The organism is Archangium minus, from assembly GCF_044360475.1.
GTDB lineage: Bacteria > Myxococcota > Myxococcia > Myxococcales > Myxococcaceae > Archangium > Archangium minus.
The window spans coordinates 6337788-6356582 of the sequence record NZ_CP043494.1 but is presented as its reverse complement, the minus strand read 5'-3'; the positions used below and the strand labels follow the sequence as shown (position 1 = coordinate 6356582).

At 66.9% G+C, this 18795-nt stretch carries 17 protein-coding genes and 1 tRNA gene; 4 read left to right on the top strand and 14 right to left on the bottom strand.

The annotated features are described in order from the left end of the window. Positions 1-22: 22 nt before the first annotated feature. From rpmI to F0U60_RS25750, 9 genes are all read right to left on the bottom strand, one after another. Positions 23-232 carry a 50S ribosomal protein L35 gene (gene rpmI, locus F0U60_RS25790; RefSeq protein ID WP_204228402.1) on the bottom strand — a complete coding sequence of 70 codons (210 nt, stop codon included), beginning with the start codon at positions 230-232 and terminating at the stop codon, positions 23-25. Positions 233-332: 100 nt separating this feature from the next. Further along, positions 333-1091: a translation initiation factor IF-3 gene (infC, locus tag F0U60_RS25785; RefSeq protein ID WP_395824530.1), complete on the bottom strand. Its 759-nt coding sequence runs from the start codon at positions 1089-1091 to the stop codon at positions 333-335. Positions 1092-1151: 60 nt separating this feature from the next. Beyond that, a complete protein-coding gene (gene thrS / locus F0U60_RS25780; protein WP_395824527.1) occupies positions 1152-3080 on the bottom strand; it encodes a threonine--tRNA ligase in 1929 nt (642 codons plus the stop codon). A 73-nt stretch (positions 3081-3153) separates the two neighbouring features. Beyond that, a tRNA-Val gene (locus tag F0U60_RS25775) sits at positions 3154-3225 on the bottom strand. A gap of 89 nt (positions 3226-3314) precedes the next feature. Next, on the bottom strand, positions 3315-4037 hold the full coding sequence (locus F0U60_RS25770) for a uracil-DNA glycosylase (RefSeq protein WP_395824524.1): 723 nt from the start codon (positions 4035-4037) through the stop codon (positions 3315-3317). A gap of 26 nt (positions 4038-4063) precedes the next feature. Continuing rightward, entirely contained in the window at positions 4064-5251 is a 1188-nt protein-coding gene (locus F0U60_RS25765; protein WP_395824522.1) for an AI-2E family transporter, read from the bottom strand. 95 nt (positions 5252-5346) lie between these two features. Beyond that, a complete protein-coding gene (locus tag F0U60_RS25760) occupies positions 5347-5745 on the bottom strand; it encodes a hypothetical protein (RefSeq protein WP_395824519.1) in 399 nt (132 codons plus the stop codon). Between the two features lie 23 nt (positions 5746-5768). Beyond that, entirely contained in the window at positions 5769-6548 is a 780-nt protein-coding gene (locus F0U60_RS25755) for an LPP20 family lipoprotein (RefSeq protein ID WP_395824516.1), read from the bottom strand. Between the two features lie 101 nt (positions 6549-6649). Continuing rightward, complete coding sequence (locus F0U60_RS25750) at positions 6650-6991, bottom strand: PilZ domain-containing protein (protein WP_395824514.1); 342 nt, start codon at positions 6989-6991, stop codon at positions 6650-6652. Positions 6992-7148: 157 nt separating this feature from the next. On the opposite strand from F0U60_RS25750, the gene F0U60_RS25745 reads away from it, so the two are divergent. Continuing rightward, a complete protein-coding gene (locus tag F0U60_RS25745; protein WP_395824511.1) occupies positions 7149-7847 on the top strand; it encodes an FKBP-type peptidyl-prolyl cis-trans isomerase in 699 nt (232 codons plus the stop codon). A gap of 82 nt (positions 7848-7929) precedes the next feature. Here the strand turns inward: F0U60_RS25745 and F0U60_RS25740 are convergent, their stop codons facing one another. From F0U60_RS25740 to uvsE, 4 genes are all read right to left on the bottom strand, one after another. Then, a complete protein-coding gene (locus tag F0U60_RS25740; protein WP_395825436.1) occupies positions 7930-9912 on the bottom strand; it encodes a hypothetical protein in 1983 nt (660 codons plus the stop codon). A 209-nt stretch (positions 9913-10121) separates the two neighbouring features. After that, entirely contained in the window at positions 10122-10325 is a 204-nt protein-coding gene (locus tag F0U60_RS25735; RefSeq protein ID WP_203404698.1) for a cold-shock protein, read from the bottom strand. Positions 10326-10448: 123 nt separating this feature from the next. Beyond that, on the bottom strand, positions 10449-12308 hold the full coding sequence (locus F0U60_RS25730) for a M2 family metallopeptidase (RefSeq protein WP_395824506.1): 1860 nt from the start codon (positions 12306-12308) through the stop codon (positions 10449-10451). Positions 12309-12351: 43 nt separating this feature from the next. Further along, on the bottom strand, positions 12352-13278 hold the full coding sequence (gene uvsE, locus F0U60_RS25725) for a UV DNA damage repair endonuclease UvsE (RefSeq protein WP_395824503.1): 927 nt from the start codon (positions 13276-13278) through the stop codon (positions 12352-12354). Positions 13279-13403: 125 nt separating this feature from the next. Between uvsE and F0U60_RS25720 the strand changes: the two genes are divergently transcribed. Then, positions 13404-13931 (top strand): DUF3105 domain-containing protein, encoded by a 528-nt coding sequence (locus F0U60_RS25720; protein WP_395824500.1) that lies wholly within the window; start codon positions 13404-13406, stop codon positions 13929-13931. Then, positions 13928-15022: a heparan-alpha-glucosaminide N-acetyltransferase domain-containing protein gene (locus F0U60_RS25715; protein WP_395824497.1), complete on the top strand. Its 1095-nt coding sequence runs from the start codon at positions 13928-13930 to the stop codon at positions 15020-15022. Before F0U60_RS25720 ends, F0U60_RS25715 begins: the two co-directional genes overlap by 4 nt. A gap of 45 nt (positions 15023-15067) precedes the next feature. On the opposite strand, the gene F0U60_RS25710 is transcribed toward F0U60_RS25715, so the two are convergent. After that, the gene (locus F0U60_RS25710) at positions 15068-16660 is read right to left on the bottom strand and encodes a thiol-activated cytolysin family protein (protein WP_395824494.1); all 1593 of its coding nucleotides are present in this window, start codon (positions 16658-16660) and stop codon (positions 15068-15070) included. A 135-nt stretch (positions 16661-16795) separates the two neighbouring features. On the opposite strand from F0U60_RS25710, the gene F0U60_RS25705 reads away from it, so the two are divergent. Further along, positions 16796-18601, top strand: a complete 1806-nt coding sequence (locus F0U60_RS25705; protein WP_395824491.1) for a von Willebrand factor type A domain-containing protein — start codon at positions 16796-16798, stop codon at positions 18599-18601. Positions 18602-18795 lie beyond the last annotated feature (194 nt).

Sequence of the window (18795 nt, the reverse complement as noted above, 5' to 3'; positions counted from 1 at the left end):
GTCCTGCGGTCCTGCGTCCTGCTTAGTTCGCGCCGAAGGGGAAGAGCTCCTTGATCACCTTCTTGGCATCCATGTCCTTCAGATGGCCAGTGCCGCGGTGCTCGCGCTTGAGCTTCTGGGACTTGGCGTGGGTGAAGAGGTGCTTGCCGAAGGCCTTGGCGAACTTCACCTGACCGGACTTCTTCACCTGGAAGCGCTTCTTGGCGCCGCTACGGGTCTTCAACTTGGGCATGTTGCGATTCCTTCCTTCAACTACCAATCCGCCGCAGCGAATCGCCGTCAGCGTCTGTCAAGGGCCATCGGCTTTGCAGCAATCCGACGGCCGGGTCCAACTATTTCGCGCCCCCAGGCTGGGATGCTGGAGCGCCCACCGCGGGAGCAGGCACAGGGGCCTGAGCCGCTGCCTGATCCTCGGGCTTGCCACCTGCCGCCGGGGCGGCCTCGTTCTTCTTGCCGCCCTCGGGCTTGCCCTCCGCCTTCTCCGCCGCCGCCGCCTGCTGCCGGGCAATCTCGCGCGCCCTCGCCGCCACCTTCGGGTTCGGGGCGATGATCATGAACATCTGCCGCCCTTCCATCCGGGGCATCTGCTCCACCACCGCCACGTCTTTCAAATCCTTGATGACGTCGTCCAGGATGGCCGAGCCCAGCTCCTTGTGCGTGATCTCTCGGCCACGGAACATGATCGTGACCTTGGCCTTGTTCCCCTCCTCGAGGAAGCGGCGCACGTTGCGGACCTTGAACTCGTAGTCATGCTCCTCCGTCTTCGGGCGGAGCTTGATTTCCTTCAGGTGGACGACGACCTGCTTCTTCTTCGCTTCCGAGGCCCGCTTCTTCTCCTCGTACTTGAACTTGCCGTAGTCCATGATCTTGCAGACCGGCGGCTTGGCCATGGGGTTGACCTCAACGAGGTCCATCCCCGCAGCCTGAGCGCGCTCCAGGGCCGCTTCGATCGGCAGGACTCCGAGCTGCTCGCCTTCCGGCCCTACAACACGGACTTCCCGAGCACGGATACGGCGATTCGTTCTTTGGTCGCGAGCGATGTGAAAGCCCTCCAGCAGTGGGAGTAGGTACCCCCCTCGGAAGACGGGCAAGATACTTGCCAGCCTTCCGGAGTCAAGGCCTGTCAAGGGCCTGTGACTCCCAGTGCGACATCACGGCCAGGCGGCCTCTTTCTCCAAGAGCGCCTCGAAGGCCTCGAGCTTCATGGTCTTGAGGTCCTCGCCGCCATAACGACGGGGAGACACCCCACCCGCCTCCACCTCGTTGTCTCCCACCACGAGGGTGAAGGGGATCTTCTGCAGCTGGGCGTCGCGGATCTTCGCGTTGAGCGTGAGCCCGCGCTCGTCGAAGTCGACCCGGTAGCCCTTGGCGCGCAGCTGATCGCGCACCTTGAGGGCGTAGTCCCTCTGGCGGTCCGCCACGGTGACGATCACGCCCTGGATCGGAGCCAGCCACGCGGGGAACGCACCGGCGAAGTGCTCGATGAGGATGGCGATGAAGCGCTCGAACGAGCCGTAGATGGCGCGGTGGAGGACCACCGGGCGGTGCTCGGCGTTGTCCTCTCCCACATAGGAGAGGTCGAAGCGCTCGGGGGCCAGGTAGTCGAGCTGGATGGTGCCCAGCTGCCACTTGCGGCCGATGCTGTCGGACACGTCGAAGTCGATCTTCGGACCGTAGAAGGCACCGTCGCCGGGCTTGAGCTCGTACTGCAGGCCGAGGCTCTCCAGGGCGCTCTTGAGGCCGGCCTCGGCGCGATCCCACAGCGAGTCATCGCCGAGCCGCTTCTCCGGCCGGGTGGACAGCTTCACCGAGTAGGACAGACCCACCGCCTTGTAGACACGGTCCAGCAGCTGCACGAAGCGCCGCACCTCGTCCGGGATCTGATCCTCGCGGCAGTAGATGTGGGCATCGTCCTGGCAGAACTGGCGCACGCGGGTGAGGCCGCCCAGCGAGCCCGCCGCCTCGTTGCGGTGGAGCACGTCCTGGGTGTGCAGGCGCAGGGGCAGGTCCCGGTAGCTGTGCTTCTTGAAGCCGTAGTACAGGTGGTGACTCGGGCAGTTCATCGGCTTCAGCGAGAAGTCATGCTCCCCACTTTCGCTGTCGAGCACGAGGAACATGTTCTCCTTGTACTTGCCCCAGTGGCCGCTCGTCTCCCACAGGCCTTTGTTGTAGAGCAGCGGGGTCTTGATCTCGACGTAGCCGGTCTCGCTCGTCAGCCGGCGCATGAAGGCCGACAGGGTGTTGTAGAGCGTGGTGCCCTTGGGGGTCCAGAAGGCCGCGCCCGGCGAGTACGGGTGGAAGTGGAAGAGATCCAGCTCCTTGCCCAGCTTGCGGTGGTCGCGCTTGCGCGCCTCCTCCATCCGCGTGAGGTACTCCTGGAGCGCCTTCTTGTCGAAGAAGGCCGTGCCGTAGATGCGCTGGAGCATCGGGTTGCGATGGTCTCCGCGCCAGTAGGCGCCGCTGGTGGACAGCAGCTTGATGACGCCGATCTTCCCCGTGGAGGGCGCGTGGGGCCCCAGGCAGAAGTCCACCCAGTCCCCGTGGGTGTAGAGCGTGAGCGTCTTGGCGCCCTTGGCCGCGATGTCCTTGACGATCTCGACCTTGAACTTCTCCCCCTTCTCCTCGAAGAGCTTGATGGCATCGTCCATGGACACCTCGGTCCGGACGAAGGGGAGGTTCTTGGCGATCTCCTTGTTGGCCTCTTCCTCGATCTTCTCGAGGTCCTCGGGCGTGAAGGGCTTCTCGCGGAAGAAGTCGTAGTAGAAGCCCTCCTCCGTCGCCGGACCGATGGTCACCTGCGTGCCCGGGAAGAGGCGCTGCACCGCGCTGGCCACCACGTGGGCGGCGTCATGCCGGATGAGCTCCAGCCCCTCGGGGCTCTTCGAGGTGAAGATCTGGAGCTTCGCGTCCTCGTTGAGGGGGCGGGACAGATCCACGTCCTCGCCATTCACGCGCGCGAACAGGGCGGCCTTGGCCAGGCCCGCCCCGATGCTCTCGCGCACGAAGTCCCCGATGGTCATGCCCCGCGCCGCCTGCTTCTGGCTGCCGTCGGGGAGGGTCACCGTGATCTGATCCGCCATGCGAGACCTCGGAAAAGGACGCGGGCGGCAGGCTGTTGAGCCTGTCGCCCGCTGTGGAACCACTTTGCTGAAGTGGGTCGTAGTGGGATCGAACCACTGACCCCTACCGTGTCAAGGTAGTGCTCTACCGCTGAGCTAACGACCCGTTTGCGCCTCGGGACTTCCGTCGTCGAAGGCGAGCGGGGAATACAGCGGGCGCCCCGCAGCTGTCAAGGAAACAGCGCGCGCGGTGTTTCATCTTCCCTGACGATTTTCGATCAGCTCCCGAGCCCGGCCCATCACCGCGTCGAACATGGCGGGGGTGAGCCGGCCCGTCTGGGTGTTCTGCTGGCTCACGTGGTAGCAGCCCAGCAGCACCGGGGCCCCGGGCAGCGCCAGCTCCGCGCCGTGGCCGAAGGCGGGCCGGGGCGAGGGAATGGCCACCCCCACCCTCTCCAGCCAGGCGAGGGTCGCGTTCCAGGCGATGCCCCCCAGGGCCAGGACCACCCGGGTGGGCAGCAGCGCCATCTCCCGGTCCATGAAGGGCGTGCACCGGGCCAGCTCCTCCGGCAGGGGCTTGTTGTCCGGCGGCGCGCATTTGCACGGCGCGACAATGTAGGCCCCCGTCAACGCAAGGCCGTCCTCCCGGTGCTCGCTCCGGGGCTGGTTGGCGAAACCCGCCCGGTGCAGCCCGGCGAAGAGGAAGTCCCCCGAGCGATCCCCGGTGAAGACCCGGCCCGTCCGGTTGGCCCCGTGCGCCGCCGGAGCCAGCCCGATGATGACCAGCTCCGCCCGGGGGTCTCCGAAGCCAGGGACCGGCCGGCCCCAGTACGTCCAGTCCCGGAAGGCCCGGCGCTTCTCCCGCGCCACCTGCTCCCGCCACTCCACCAGCCGGGGACATGCCCGGCAGGTGATGATCTCCTCCCGCAGCCGCGCCCATGCCGCCGCGCCCTTCCCCGCTGCCTTGCTCTCGGACACGATGCCCTTCCCCAGCCCCGGACGACTCAGGAGGCCGATCCCTCTCCCTTGTAGAGGGCCGTCTTCTGGTAACGCTCCACCACCACGCGCAGCACCACCTTGAGGATGGCCGTCGTGGGCACCGCGAGCAGGATGCCGGTGAAGCCGAACAGCTCGCCGAAGGCCAGGATGGCGATGATGACGGTCACCGACGAGAGGCCCACTTTGTCCCCCACCACGCGCGGGGTGATGAAGAATCCCTCGGCCATCTGGGCCACCACGAACGTGCCGACAACCACCGCGAGCTGCCACGGCCCCTGCCAGGACAACATCACCCCCAGCAGCGCCAGCACCACGCCCAGCGTCGTTCCCAGGTAGGGCACCATGTTGCCGAACCCGGAGATGGCGCCGATGACAATCGCCATGTCGATGCGCGCGAGCCCCAGGCCCGTGCTGTAGAGCACCGACAGGATGGCCCCCACGGTGATCTGTCCTCGCACGAAGGCGGACAGGACGTCGTCCACCTCGGAGAAGCGCCGGCTGACCAGGCCCACCGCCCGGCGTGGAACCAGCCCCTTCACCCGTCCCACCAGCTTCGGGTAGTCCTGCAGGAAGAAGAAGGCCAGCACCGGCACCACCAGCAGACCCAGCAACGTGGCCACGAACCGGGCGGTGTTGCCCGCGAAGCTCGCCACCAGCCGCGCTGCCGTGGGCCCCGCGCTCTGGAGCAGCTCCGAGGCCTGCCCCCCCAGCTCCGTCATGCGCTGCCGCAGCAGATCCGGCAACGGGCGCCCCAGCAGCGCCTCCACCTGCGGCACCACCCGCTCGCTGGCCCGGAGGAAGAAGTCCGGCAGCTTGGCCGCCTCGTCTCGGAAGACGGGGATGAGGTACAGCACCGCCCCCACCATCAGCAGCACGCACGCGCCGAACACCACGCTCGAGCCCACGGCGCGGTTGAGGCCCCGCCGCTCCAGCGCGGTGACGGGCGGGTTGAGCACGTACGCCATGAAGAGCGCCAGCAGTACCGGCACCGCCACCCCGCCGAAGACCGACAGCAGCTCGAAGACCAGCGCCAACGAGCCCACCATGCCCAGCGACCAGGCGAAGTCCACCCACCGGGCCTCCGCCTCGGAGAGCTCCACCTCTGGCTCCGGTAGCTCCACGGGAGCCGGCGCCGGCCCTGGCTCGGACCTGACCACCTGCAGGGGCACCTCCGCTGGAACCTCCCGCGCCATGGGCGCCTTCACCGCGCGCGCCTTGCCTCTCTTGTTACGTCCGATGGCGAACCTCCGTGCTGGGGTGAGGGTATACCGGATGCGAGCCCCGCGACTCAGTCCGCGCCGCCGCGCTCCGGCTCCACCGCCCGCAGTTTGATGGTCAGCCCCGCCCGGGCACTGCCTGGCTCGTAATACGTGGTGTACGGCCAGTAGCCGTCCTTCTTCACGTCGATGCGGTGCAGCCCCACCCCGACTTGGAGCCCATTCGCCCCTCCGCCGAAGTCGGTACACACGCCCTGGACCACTCCATCCAGGTACACCTCGGCATCCGAGGGCTCACACCGAAGCAGCAGGTTGCCTCCACGCGAACGCGTGGAGCGCAGCAGCTCGCGCGCCTTGTCCGCCGCTGGAGATTGCACCCGCTCGGGGCCCGAGGCACACCCCAGCATCAGCCCACCGAGCACCAGGGCAACCTCTCGCCTGCCCCACCGCCTCACACTCCAGGCCATCATCACCAGGCTCCTCGTCCTCCCGTCTACTTGATGAGGATCGCTACCCGCCCCTCGTTGAGCAGGCTTGGATCCAGCCCCTCGAGCGCCTTCGCCGCATCCGGCCCCAACTGAAGGTCCGAACCCTCGAGCCGCGCTGCCTCCAGCATCAGTGGTTTCGTCCCCACCAGCGCCGACTTCTTGGCCGCCTCGAGGCTCTTGAAGAATCCGGCCACCCCCGTGCTCTTCCGGGCCTCCGCCGACAACGACTCCACGCCGTAGAGCTGCTGGCCGGACGCATCGAGCAACCGGGGCGCCAATGCCGGCACCATGCCCAGCTTCCGCGCGTCCACCACCAACCCCGTGTACTTCACCTTGGCGGCTTTCTTCGTCTCGGCGGGCTTCGCTTCGGCCTGGGCGGGAGTACTCGAGGGCGTCGGGGGCACCAACACCGCAGTGAGTGCCGCGAGCGGAACCTCCACGTCCATCTGCACGCCGCTGTCCGAGTAGTAGCGCTTCCCGACGACCGTATAGCCGCGAAGCACGTCCTCGACCTGACGGCGCGTCTCCTCGCGAGCCATCTCGTCGCCCACGGTCCTGTCCGCCCGGACGCGGACGCCCTTCACCTGCTCCAGCAAATCCGTGAAAGCATCCGCCTTCGCCGAGCGCTCCGCGCCCAGCCTCGCCTGGGACGGGTTGGAAGCCTTCACGTCCGGCGGCCCATCCCCCGTCACCCGGAGGACCTGCCGCTGCCAATCCACCCCACTACCCTGAGCCAGTGCCGACAGCGGAGCCGCCAACACCAGCGCCCACAATGCACGCCTCACGTGAATCCTCCACGCTCTCGTTCGGAGGGTCGGATTCAACCGGCCGGCTCCGAGCCAGGTCAAGGCGGCTCTGTCCCATCTGCCCTCGCGCGGAGCGTGGCTCAGTGGCCCTGCGTGTTGCGTGTCACGTAGTCGTCAATCAACTGGCGATGCCGCTGGGTGAGCAGCGTAAAGCGCACGCCCGAACGCTCATTGCGGCGCGGGCTGCCGGCCTCCACCCACTCACGCACCACCTCGCCCTCGGCGTAGATGACCTCTTCCGACCCAGGGAGCTGGAACTGGAGCCCCACCCGACGGGCCTCCTGCTCGGGCTCCAGCAGGCGCGCCAGGCTCACGCCCTCCTGGCTGATATCGGAGGCTCGGGCCATGTACGGTACGCCCCCCATGTACTTGTTCAGGTAGACGTCGAGGGGAACCCGCGCGCTCTTCCGCTTGTCGCTCATGCTCACACCCTCCCGGTAGCTCGGCTGCTACAGGTTGCTTCCGCGCTGCAGCAGGCTGTCGCGAAGGTACGAGCATCCGGACAGGCCGCAAGAAAACGACCAGCCAGAAGGCCCGGGCAGGCCTATCCTTCCGCCTCCATTGAGAAAGGCGGTTCACATGCGATTCGGAATGTTGGCGGCAGCACTGCTCGGTCTCGCTGGAATGCAGGCACAGGCGCAGCAGGCGCAGGGACAAGCTCAGCTCAAGACCGAGGATGAGAAGACGGTCTACGCGCTCGGCCTGTCGATCGGACGCAGCATCAAGGTCTTCGACCTGAGCCCGGCCGAGATCGAGATCGTCAAGAAGGGCATGACGGACTCGCTCACCAACGCCAAGCCGGCGGTGGAGCTGGACACCTACGGGCCCAAGCTCCAGGGGCTCGCCAAGGCCCGCGGCGAGAAGGCCGGCCAGAAGTATCTGGATGAGGCCGCCAAGGAGAAGGGCGCCGTCAAACTGCCCTCGGGCGTCATCTACAAGGAGCTGAAGGCCGGCACCGGCCAGAGCCCCAAGGCCACCGACACGGTGAAGGTGAACTACCGCGGCACGCTCACCAGCGGCGTCGAGTTCGACAGCTCCTACAAGCGCGGCCAGCCCGCCGAGTTCCCGCTCAACGGCGTCATCCCCTGCTGGACCGAGGGCGTGCAGAAGATGAAGGTCGGCGGCAAGGCCCAGCTCGTGTGCCCCGCCAAGCAGGCCTACGGTGAGCAGGGCTCGCCTCCCACCATCCCGCCCAACTCCACCCTCGTGTTCGAGGTCGAGCTGCTCAGCATCGGCTCGGATACTCCGCGCGCGCAGCCCCAGCAGCCCGGGAAGTAAGCACTCCGGGTAGACGGGGTGAGGGGCTGACTGAGCGATAGACCCTCACCCCGACCCTCTCCCAGAGGGAGAGGGAGTGCATTCAGCGTCCGAGGAGCGCCGCCTCCGTGGCGCGCAGCAGCGGCTCGGCGCTCACCGGCGCGCCCGTGGCGTTCGTCATCCACACGTCCGGAGTCAGGGCCCCCTGGCTCGCCATCCGCTCGAACTCCGCCCCCAGCTTGCCCGCCTTGTGCAGGTGCTCCTCGATCTGAAACGCGATCAGGTGCCCCAGCGGATAGTCCGTCAGGTACAGGGGATAGGAGATCATGTGGCTGTAGATGCCCAGCAGCGGCGTCCCCTGCCCTCCCAGCACCGGCGCGTAGTAGCGATCCCACGTCTCCTGCGCGATACGCACCACCGCCTCGCGGAGCTGCGCCGGCGTAGCGTCTGGGTGCTCGTACATCCAGTGCCACACCGCGATGTCCACCAGCGCCACTCCGGCGATCTCCCACGTCTGCCAGAAGTCGTTGAGCACCCGCTCGCGCTCACGGGCCGCGTCCGGCTTCGCCTGTCCCAGCAGCTCCAGGTCTCTCGCCTGGAAGACGAAGGCCAGCGCCTCCGTGAAGGCATTGTTGGGCACTCCCGCCAGGAGCGTGTGATCCACCTCATAGAGCGAGAACACCTGCTCCACGTTGTGCCCCAGCTCGTGCACCGCGATGTTGTAGCCCTTGTAGTCCATGCCACTGGGGCCCACCCGCGTCCGTAGCCGGGGGAAGTCCCCGCGCCGCAGCGACGGCATCGCGTGCCCCGCTCCTCGCGAGGAGTCCACCCGGATGTGCTCCGACAGGAAAGCCGCCTTCTCCTTCGAGAAGCCCAGCCCCTGGAGGATCCGCGGCAAATCCTTCGCGAAGGCCTCCGCCGTCGGGTAGCGCTGGCGCGTCAGCTTGTCGAGCTCCGCCTCGGGCAGCTTCGCGTTCGCCCTGAAGCCGGCGTACCACAGGTCCTGCGGCTCCAGCTTCCGTCCCAACCTCTGCTCAATGAGCTTCGCCACTTGTGGCACCAGCGGAGACGTCAGCACCTGCTCCAGCAGCGCCTTTACCCGGGCCTCGGGCAGCTCACGCCCCAGCTCGAAGCTGCGCGCGATCGCCGTGGGCGCCACCGGCACGTAGGGGTCCTCCCTCCGAGCCGCGTGAAACTGCGCCAGCAGCTTCGTGTAGCGCACGTCGTCCTCACGCTTGCCGTCCAACACCACGGGGCGCTGGGGCGCGTCCGACTCGAGCTCCCCCGCGGGTGCAGCCTTCACCTCGTTGGTGAACGGATTCCAGTCCACCCAGGGATTGTCGATGACTGCCGCGGGGATCGTCTGCGTAACGATGCGCTCCATCACCTTGATGATCATCCGCTGCTTCGCCACGCCCTCCGGATCCGCGTACCGGGACTTCAGCTCGTCCCGCAGGTTCCAATGGCTGATCAACCGCATCCCCTTCGGGAAGGGCCGGCGCCCCTGCTCATCCACCAGGTGGTGCATCCAGATGTTGTACTCGGCGATGTAGAGGTCCGCGTCCGCCGTCGCGCGCGTCGACGCCTGCCGCACCTCCGCGGGGACGCGGCGGCTGAAACGACCGGTGAGCCGAGCCTCGGCCCACTGGCGGCGGGTGTAGCCCGGGCCCTTCTCCATCCGCTCGGCCAGCGTGGTGAGCGGGAAGTTGAGCAGCGCCACGAACCCCACCTTCGCCTGGAAGAGATCCTCGGTGGTGTGCGCGCCCGGGTCATACGCCGCGAGCAACGGATCCACCGGCAGCAACGGCCCCAGGTCCAAATCCGTGGGACGCCGCAGCTCCCGGCTGATCTCGTTCAAATGCCCGTCGAGCTGCTCGAACGCCGTCTCCAGCCGGGCCAGGGTGGCCTCGAGCTGCTTCTCGTCGGCGATGAAGTACTCGCGCACGAAAGCGGCCAGGTCCCCGTCCTCCGCGCGCCACAGCACGGCCACCTGGTCCACGCCCCGCTCGATGCGGGCCCGCTGCGCCTCGCCATGGCGGGCAACGAGCTCTGCCTTCAGAGCGGAGAGATCGGCGGTCTGCTTCATGGGACGAGCCTCCGCGGGCGCGGCGCCCGCCTGGACATGGGGCTGGCCGGACGCACAGCCGAGCACGGCCAGCAGGGGAAACACCGGGGCACGCTTCAGGAAGAACCGGGAAGAAGAGCGGACGAACATACGAGAACTCCGGACATGAAAAAGGGCCCGGCCCCAATGGGTCGGACCCTTTTCAGGAACAACCTACGAAGAGAGCCGGACTAGGCGGGACGAACGTTCTGCGCCTGCAGACCCTTGGGGCCCTTGGTCACTTCGAACTCGACCCGCTGACCCTCGGCCAGGGTGCGGAACCCATCCATGTTGATCGCAGTGTGGTGGCAGAACACGTCCTCGCCACCGCCGTCCTGCGTGATGAATCCGAACCCCTTCGCATCGTTGAACCACTTCACCGTACCAGTCGCCATTTGCTCTCTTCTTCCTTCAGACAAACGGGCGCGAAAATCTGCCGCCCGACCCGGTTGGATGAGACCCAGCCAAGCGGGCGAGAATGTAGGCTCAGCCGCTTTCCGTGTCTACCGCGCAAAGTCCTACCAGCCACACTTTTGTCCCTTGTTCTGCTCCTGCAGCCAGGTTCTCAGTGGAGTGAAGTAGTCCAGCATTGCTGAAGCATCCATCTCACGCTGCCCCGTGAGGGCCTCGAGCGCGTCGGGCCACGGCTTGCTCGCGCCCATTTCGAGCATGGCCTGGAGCCGCTTTCCGGCCTCCTTGTTGCCGTAGATGGAGCACTCGTGGAGGGCGCCCTGGTGACCGGCGGCCTGGCAGAGTGCGCGGTGGAACTGGAACTGGAGGATGCGCGCCAGGAAGTAGCGCGTATAGGGGACGTTGGCGGGGACGTGGTACTTGGCGCCCGGATCAAAGTCCTGCTCGGAGCGCTCCACCGGCGCGCGCACGCCCTGGTACTTCTCGCGCAGCGCCCACCAGGCCTTGTTGTAGTCCTCCGGCTTCACCCGCCCGGAGAGCACCTCCCAGCGCCACTGATCCACAAGCAGACCGAAGGGCAGGAAGGCCACCTTCTCCATCGCGTCCTTCATCTGCAGGTTGATGAGGCCCTTGTCCCCCTGCGGCACCGCTTTCAGCAGGCCCATCTGCTTGAGATAGCCCGGGGTGATGGAGAGGGTAATGGCGTCGCCGATGGCCTCGTGGAAGCCATCATGCGCGCCCTGCTGATAGAGCGCGGGGAGCGTGTAGTAGTACGTGTAGTAGTAGTTGTGGCCCAGCTCGTGGTGGATGGTGACCAGCTCCTCCTCGGTGGGCTTGATGCACATCTTGATGCGCAGATCGTTGTCGTAGGTGACGTCCCACGCGCTGGCGTGGCACACCACCTCGCGGTCGCGCGGCTTGGTGAACTGCGAGCGCTCCCAGAACGTCTGCGGCAGCGGCTTGAGCCCCAATGAAGTGAAGAAGCCCTCGCCCGTCTTCACCATGCGGATGGCGTCGTACTTCTGCCGCGTCAGCTCGGCGCTCACGTCCAGGCTGGGCTGCCCCTTGTAGGGCTCCACCAGGTTGTAGATGTTGTTCCACTCCTGCGCCCACATGTTGCCGAGCAGGTGCGCGGGGATGGCCTGGCCGGCGGGCACCTTGTCCTCGCCGTACTGCTTCGCCAGCCGGGCGCGCACGTAGCAGTGCAGGTCGTCATAGAGGGGCTTCACCTGCCCCCACAACCGCTGGGCCTCCTTCTCGAAGGCCTCGGGCGGCATGTCGTAGTTGGAGCGCCAGAGCGCACCGAGGTCCGAGAAGCCGATCTCCTGAGCCCCCTCGTTGGAGATGCTCACCAGGCGCTCGTAGAGCGGGCGCATCGGCTGCGAGATGGCGTGCCACCCCACCCAGGCCTCGAGCAGCTCGTTGTAGTTGCGGCTCTTCGCCATCACGTCGGACAGCTCGCCCAGGTCCTTGCACTGGCCCTTGCCATCCTTGCCGCAGTACTTGCCCTTGCCGTAGAGGCCCTCGAGCTTCGCGGCGATGGAGGCCAGCTCCGAGCGCTTCTGCGCATCGCTCGGCGCGACCAGCGAGGAGGACACGCGCAGCAGGTGCAGCGTGCGCGCGGTGTCCGCGTCCAGCCCCTGCACGTCCTTGAAGCGCGCGGCCTCCTTGATGGCCTGGTTGATGTAGCCCATCACCTCCTCGTTGATGGAGGCCGCGTTCCGCTCGGTGTCGTCGGTGATGTAGGTGGCCTTGATCCACTCGGCCGTGGACTGCCTCACCCACAGCCGCTTGAGCTCCTCATTCACGCGGGTGGCGAACTGGCGCGCGTTCTCGGCCGTGGGCTGGGCCGCGGCGGACTTCTGCGCGGAACCATGCGCCGAGGGAGTACAGCCGGAAGCTGCGACGAGCGGCGCGACCACAAGGGCCGCGCGCAGGAGGTATTTGACGGAAGGGGTGCGATTCATGGCGGGGCGCAACCGTAGAGGAATGCCCGCGCGAAGCGCACCTCTAAAGTGAGGAGGTGTTCAAGGGTTGGACGAGGGATTCTTGACGCAGTGCGAAGAGCGCCAGGTCCTTCTCCTTGGCCTCCAGCATCAGGTCCGCCGGACCGTCCAGCGCCGCCACCACGGCCCGGAAATCCTCCGGGTCGATGCGATCCGCATGCGCCCCCGGCCGGCCGTCTGGCTTCTGGCTCGCCAGATGGAACTTGGGCCTCAGGTCCAGCGCGCGCCAGGAGGCCGCCGACTCGCGCAGCAGCTCCTCCAATGACATCACCGGCTCCGAGGGCTCGATGACGTTGTGCAGGTTGTCCGCGAGCCAGGGCAGCCCGTGCGCGCGTGCCAGCGGGGCGACCTCTCGCGCGCTCCAGATCTTGTCATCGTGCTCGATGACGAGCCGATTGCGCAGCTCCTCGGGCATGGCGTCCAGCATGCGGTGCGCGTTGTCCAGCGCCTCGGGCCGGCTCGGCGCGGCACCTCCGAGATGGAGGACCACGCGAGCCTCGGGCCCCTGGCCGAGCAGGTCCAACACCCGAGCGCTGTAGCGCAACTCGGCGATGGCGGCATCGCGCACCCGCTGGTGCACGGACGTCAACGAGGCCGCTGCTGGCGAGGGGTGCATTGAGAGACGTTGGCGCGAGCGCCGAGCGATATGCCCCAGGCGCTCGAAGTCCCGCGCCCACTTCCGCCACCACTTGAGCGTATTGACCGGGTGCGAGCCGAACGGAATGAGCGAGGAGCCGATGCGGAACAGCTCGATGCCTCGCGCCTCGTTGAAGAGGAGGATCTGCTCGAGCTCGGAGAGGTTCTGCTCGATGAGCGCCTCCAGCCGCTGAGGCGTGGCCCCCGCGAGCCGGCACGTGTGGCTGGCCCCCAGGCCGAGGGAGAGGCAATTGGCGACGTAGCCGAGTCGGTATGAAGAGAGTCCTTCTTGCACCCTTTTAGGATTCGTATGGACGGAAACGTCGCCCAGGCTCGCTCAACCTGACCGGGAGGCGGTCAGCCCGCCCTGCCCTCTGTCCACTCGTCCACCCGGGGTGGAATGCGATAGAAGGACCATCGATGTCCCTGCTTCGTCGCACCCTTCCCCCCCTCATCCTGGCTCCATTGCTCGCCTGTAGCCCGAGCGAGCCGGACTGTTCCCGCTATGGGATCCAACACGCACCGGCCCCCGCGAGCACCCGGCACGTCACCTGCTCGAGCACCGCGTGTGGAGACGGACTGAACCCCCCCACCAGCGGCGAGCACTGCAGTGACACCCTGCGCTGCCGAGCCCACGACACCGAGCAGAACCGGTGCGTATGGCTGCACAACCTGGAGCACGGGCACGCGGTCTTCCTCTACAACTGCCCCGAGGGCTGCCCCGAAATCGTGTCCACGCTGGAGACCCTCCGGCAGGAGGCGAAGGTTGGGAGCAACGGTGTGGTTCGCGCCCTCGTTGCTCCGGACTCGCGGATTCCCCATCGCGTGGCGGCACTCCTGTGGCGGCGCTCCTGGGTCTCGGACGAGGTCGACCCGGACGCCCTGCGGTGCCTGCTGCAACTCCAGGACGACGAAGCCCCCGAACCCGGCCTCGCCTGCCTCCCATGAGTCTCGCCCCTCCCCCCGATCGCGTTCGCGCCATCGACTGGCTGCGCGGCATCGCGGTGCTGTTCATGGTCCAGTGCCACGCGCTGGTACTGCTGCGCCCGGAGCTGCGCCAGAGTCCGACGACGAAGTTCCTGCTCAGGATCGATGGGCTGGTGGCCCCGGCGTTCCTCTTCTCCGCGGGCTTCGCCCTCTCACTGCTGCTGGTCCGCAGCGCCGCCAGTGGCAAGCGGAGTGATCGGCTCGGACGCAACCTGCGCCGGGCCCTGCAAGTGCTCGGCGTCGCCACGCTCGTCAACTGGATGTGGTTCCCCCTCTTCCGGGAGCCGAAGTGGCTGGTGCGCCTGGACATCCTCCACTGCGTGGGGCTGTCGCTGCTGATCCTCCTGCCCTTCACCGCCGGGATGGCCTCACGACCCCGGATGCTGCGAGGCGTGGCCCTGGCCCTGGCGCTCGCCACCTTCTTCCTGTCACCACTCGGCGAGGTCGTAAACGGGCCGTGGGCCTACGTCCTCAATAAGTCCACTGGGGCCGTGTTCCCCCTCCTGCCGTGGCTCGGCTTCGCGTGGCTTGGGGCGTATGCCGGGGCGGTAGCCGGTGAGCAGGGCCGCACAGGGCTCGTCCGCGCCCTGCTCTTCCTCACCGGGCTTGGCGTCCTGGGCTGGCTGGCTGCGGAGCCCCTCCGGAACCTGTACCCGGAGCACCGGTTCTTCGTCACCAACCCCTCCAACGCGGCCGAGCGATGGATGTGGATCTGCATCGTGTTGCTTGGGCTGATCGCTCTGGAGCGGCGGATGGCGCAGGGAGCCGAGCCCTCCCGGGTGCGGCGCTTCGTGGAGACGTTCGGCACCTCTTCCCTGTCCGCATACGTCTTCCACGAGGGGCTGCTCTACTTCCACATCTTCGGCTTCTCCTTCGAGACGGTGTGGGGCAACCGGAGCGGCTGGGGGCAGTACACGCTGCTAACGGTGGCGCTCATCGGCCTGACGTACGGGCTGTGCCTGGCAGTGGATTGGCTCCAACGGCTCCCCCGGACAGCAGGCCCCCTTCTTCGTGCGAGGTGGTCAGCCCTCGGAGCCGGACAGTCGCGGTGAGGGCCTGGCCCCCCACCGGCTGCCCGGCACACCCGGAGGCGGCGCTCAGTACGGCGTGACGGTGTAGCGCAGGCCGACCTTCAGGTTCTTGTACTCGCCGATGACCTCTTGGTACCCCTTCGGCGACCAGTCCTTCAGGTAGGTGCTGAAGATGTGCGTGATGCCGGGGGTCACCTTCTTGTTGTTCTCCCAGACATCCGCTCGCACCCGCAGGGAGTTGCCCTCCTGTTGGAGCAGGGTGACCATCCGCGACACGTTCAAGGAGATGCTCTCCTTGTCACCGCGCTTCACGTTGCGCCCGGACGCCACGAGCGAGTCGCCCACGTAGACGTCGTAGTTCATCTCGCCCTTCCCGAAGGTCTCTCCGTTCGCGTAGATGTACAGCTCGCCCAGCGACACGGACATGGCGGTCGTCTTGCCCACGCAGGACGGCACCGTGTAGCTGGTCGTCGAGGCCACCACGAGCGGCTGGTAGTTGCTCAGGTAGCGCACCGTATAGGACAGCGGAACGCCCGGAGAGCTCGGCGAGAAGTTGGCTCCATCCTGGAAGTACTTCTGGAGCGAGGTGATCTTGTCCAGGCCGGTCCCGATGACCTCCACCGCGCTGCCAGCGGGCCCGCCCAGCGCCAGGATCGTCATCTTCATGTTCTGAAGGGTCTTCTGCTGCTCGTAGTCCAGGTTGATGGAGCCGCCCACCTTGCCCTTTGTGAAGACGGCGTCGAGCGTCGAGGACACCTTGGAGCTGTCCTCGGAGGACTCGAACTTGACGAGCAGCCGGCGGCCATACGTGACGGAGCTGAGATAGCCGGGCGGGTTGCCGTTGTAGATGAACGGCTTCAGCTCATCGAGCGTCACCGAAGGCGCGAAGAAGGCCGAGGGCTCCGCGGGCGCCCCGAAGGAGACGGTGTAATAGGACTGGGTGAAGTCCACCAGGAAAGTCGTCTTGCTCTGCGTCCACTGCTGGCCGAAGGTGGTGTTGAGCGAGTTGCCCGCGAACTGCACTGCGATGCCCGCCTTGATCGAGCCCTCGTTGAGCGAGTGCGCCTGGTGCATCGTGTAGGCAATCTTGGCCGCGTAGTTGACGCTCTCCGCGGTCAGGATGTTCTGGATGGCGTCCTGGGCGCTCGCCAGGCTCGGAGACGCCAGGGTCCGGCTGTACACGTACTCGGTCGGTGTGGAGCCGTCGATCCGCGCGTTGGTCAGGGTGATCGTCCCCGGAGCGCGCGGCGCCCCGATGGGCGACAGGAGCCCGAGCGACAGCGACTGCCCCTGCACGAGGGCACCCGGCCACAACACATCCGCGTTCGGATCAAAGGAGACCAGCTTGTCGAAGTGGCTCGTCTCCGAGACCTGGGTGTACGTGCAGACGTTGATCGTCGCGTCACGCACCTCCTCCTGGGTGGAGGAGCTCTCGCTGTGGCTCTGGGTCGGGAGGATGAGCGGCGACAGCTGGGTGAGGTAGTCGAAGATCGCCTGGTTCTGGATCAGCTCCTGCTTCACGCTCACCGGCTCACCCACGGGGGCGACCGAGGACGTCCCCTCCGCGACTGGCGCCACGGCACCGAGCTCTCCTCCACAGGCGTTCAGGCCCGCGACGGAGAGACCCGTCAGCATCAACACGCTTCGAAGTTTGTTCATGGTGCTTGAATTCTAACGTTTTCACGCAAATCAGGTCAAAACAGTAAGAATCTTAGAAACAGAGAAACCCCAATGTAGACCCAACTCGCGGCTGGTTCGTTTCGAACGTCACCTTCACCACTTTTCGGAGTGCACATGCCAACGTCCAAGCTGAACCGCCTGACCCGCTGGGGGAGCGCCGCCCTCGCCCTGGGCCTCGTCCCCGCGTGCAGCACGTCTTCCAAAGTCACAGGAGACAGCACGGCATCCCTCGCGCAGGCCCAGCCCAGCGAGATGAAGGAGGAAGCCGGATCCGCTCAGGCCCCGCGGGACCATGACGGCGTGGACGAAGAACCCGAGAGCGCCGCGGAGGCCGGTGCCCCTGCGCCTCGCATGCCGAGCCCGAAGCCGAGCTCCGCCTCCGCGGGGGCTGCCCTGTCGGCCCCCGTGGCGCGCGACAATGGCGCGAGGATGAAGCGCGCCGAGGTGCTGAGCGGCGTGGATGCCTCCGCCCCGGCCACGCCGCCGCCTCCTCCGCCCGCGAAGATGCATCCACCGGGCTCGCGCATGCAGCCCCCGGAGCCTGTGTCCCAGGGCAACAGCTTCGCCGAGCACGCGCCCAACACCTTCACCGAGACCGCCACGGATCGCTTCTCCACCTTCGCGGTGGACGTGGACACGGCGTCGTACGCGGTGTCACGCCGCTACCTCACCCAGGGAGCCCTGCCGCCGCACGCGGCCGTCCGGGTCGAGGAGTTCGTCAATTACTTCAAGTACCGCTACACCCCGCCCGAGCAGGGCGCCTTCACCGTGCACCTCGAGGGCGCGCCGTCCCCCTTCAACGCGAACCGCCACTTCGTGCGAGTGGGCGTGCAGGGGAAGAGCGTCTCGCGCTCGCAGCGCAAGCCCGCGCACCTGGTCTTCCTGGTGGACACCAGCGGCTCCATGAACCAGCAGGACAAGCTGCCGCTGGCCAAGGAGGCGATGAAGCTCGCGGTGAAGAACCTCAACGAGAACGACACGGTGGCGATCGTCACCTACGCGGGCAGCACCCGGGACGTGCTCTCCCCCACCCCGGCCACCAGCCTGGAGCGCATCTACAAGGCCATCGACAGCCTGGAGTCCGGCGGCGGTACAGCCATGGGCTCGGGCATGGAGATGGCCTACAAGCACGCGGTGAAGAAGGCCTCGGGCAGCGTGGTGTCGCGCGTGGTGGTGCTCACGGATGGTGACGCCAACATCGGCCCCAACCTCTCCGCGGACACCATGCTCAACAGCATCCAGGGCTATGTGAAGGAAGGCGTCACCCTGTCCGCCATTGGCTTCGGCATGGGCAACTACCGGGATGACCTGATGGAGAAGCTGGCCGACAAGGGCAACGGCAACTGCTTCTACATTGACAGCTACAAGGAGGCGAAGAAGGTCTTCGAGGCCCAGCTCACCGGCACGCTGGAGGTCATCGCCAAGGACGTGAAGATCCAGGTGGAGTTCGACCCGAAGGTGGTGCGCCGCTACCGGCTGGTGGGCTACGAGAATCGGGACATCGCCGACAAGGACTTCCGCGACGATAAGGTGGACGCGGGAGAGATTGGCGCGGGCCACAGCGTCACCGCGGTGTACGAGGTGGAGCTGACGGGCGAGAAGGCGGCACTGGGCACGGTGCGCATCCGCGCCAAGGCGCCCAACGGCACGGAGGCCGCCGAGCAGTCCTTCCCCTTCGAGCAGCGAATGGTGCGCGCCACGTTGGACGCGGCCTCTCCGGACTTCCGCTTCGCGCTGGCGGTGGCGGCAACGGCGGACGTGCTGCGCGGCAGCCCGAGCGCTCGGGGGTGGAACCTGGCCACGGCGCAGAAGCTCGCTGAGGGGGCCACGGACGGCCAGTCGGACCGCGAGGAGTTCACGAAGCTGGTGGCCCGGGCGCGAGGCCTGCTGGGCAACGCCGTGGCTCGCGACGCGAACTGAAACTGCTCCTGCATCTCATCCAAGCCCTGCGCAGGGACCAGGAAGAACGAACGTCCCTGCGCCATGTGGTGCTGTAGGGTTTTCCCGTGCGCTGGCCGGATCGTGGCGGGGAAAGAGGAAGTTCCACATGGCATCCCGAGTCGGGTGGACTCGTATCGCCACTTCATTCGTTTGTCTTTCGTGGCTGTGTGGAT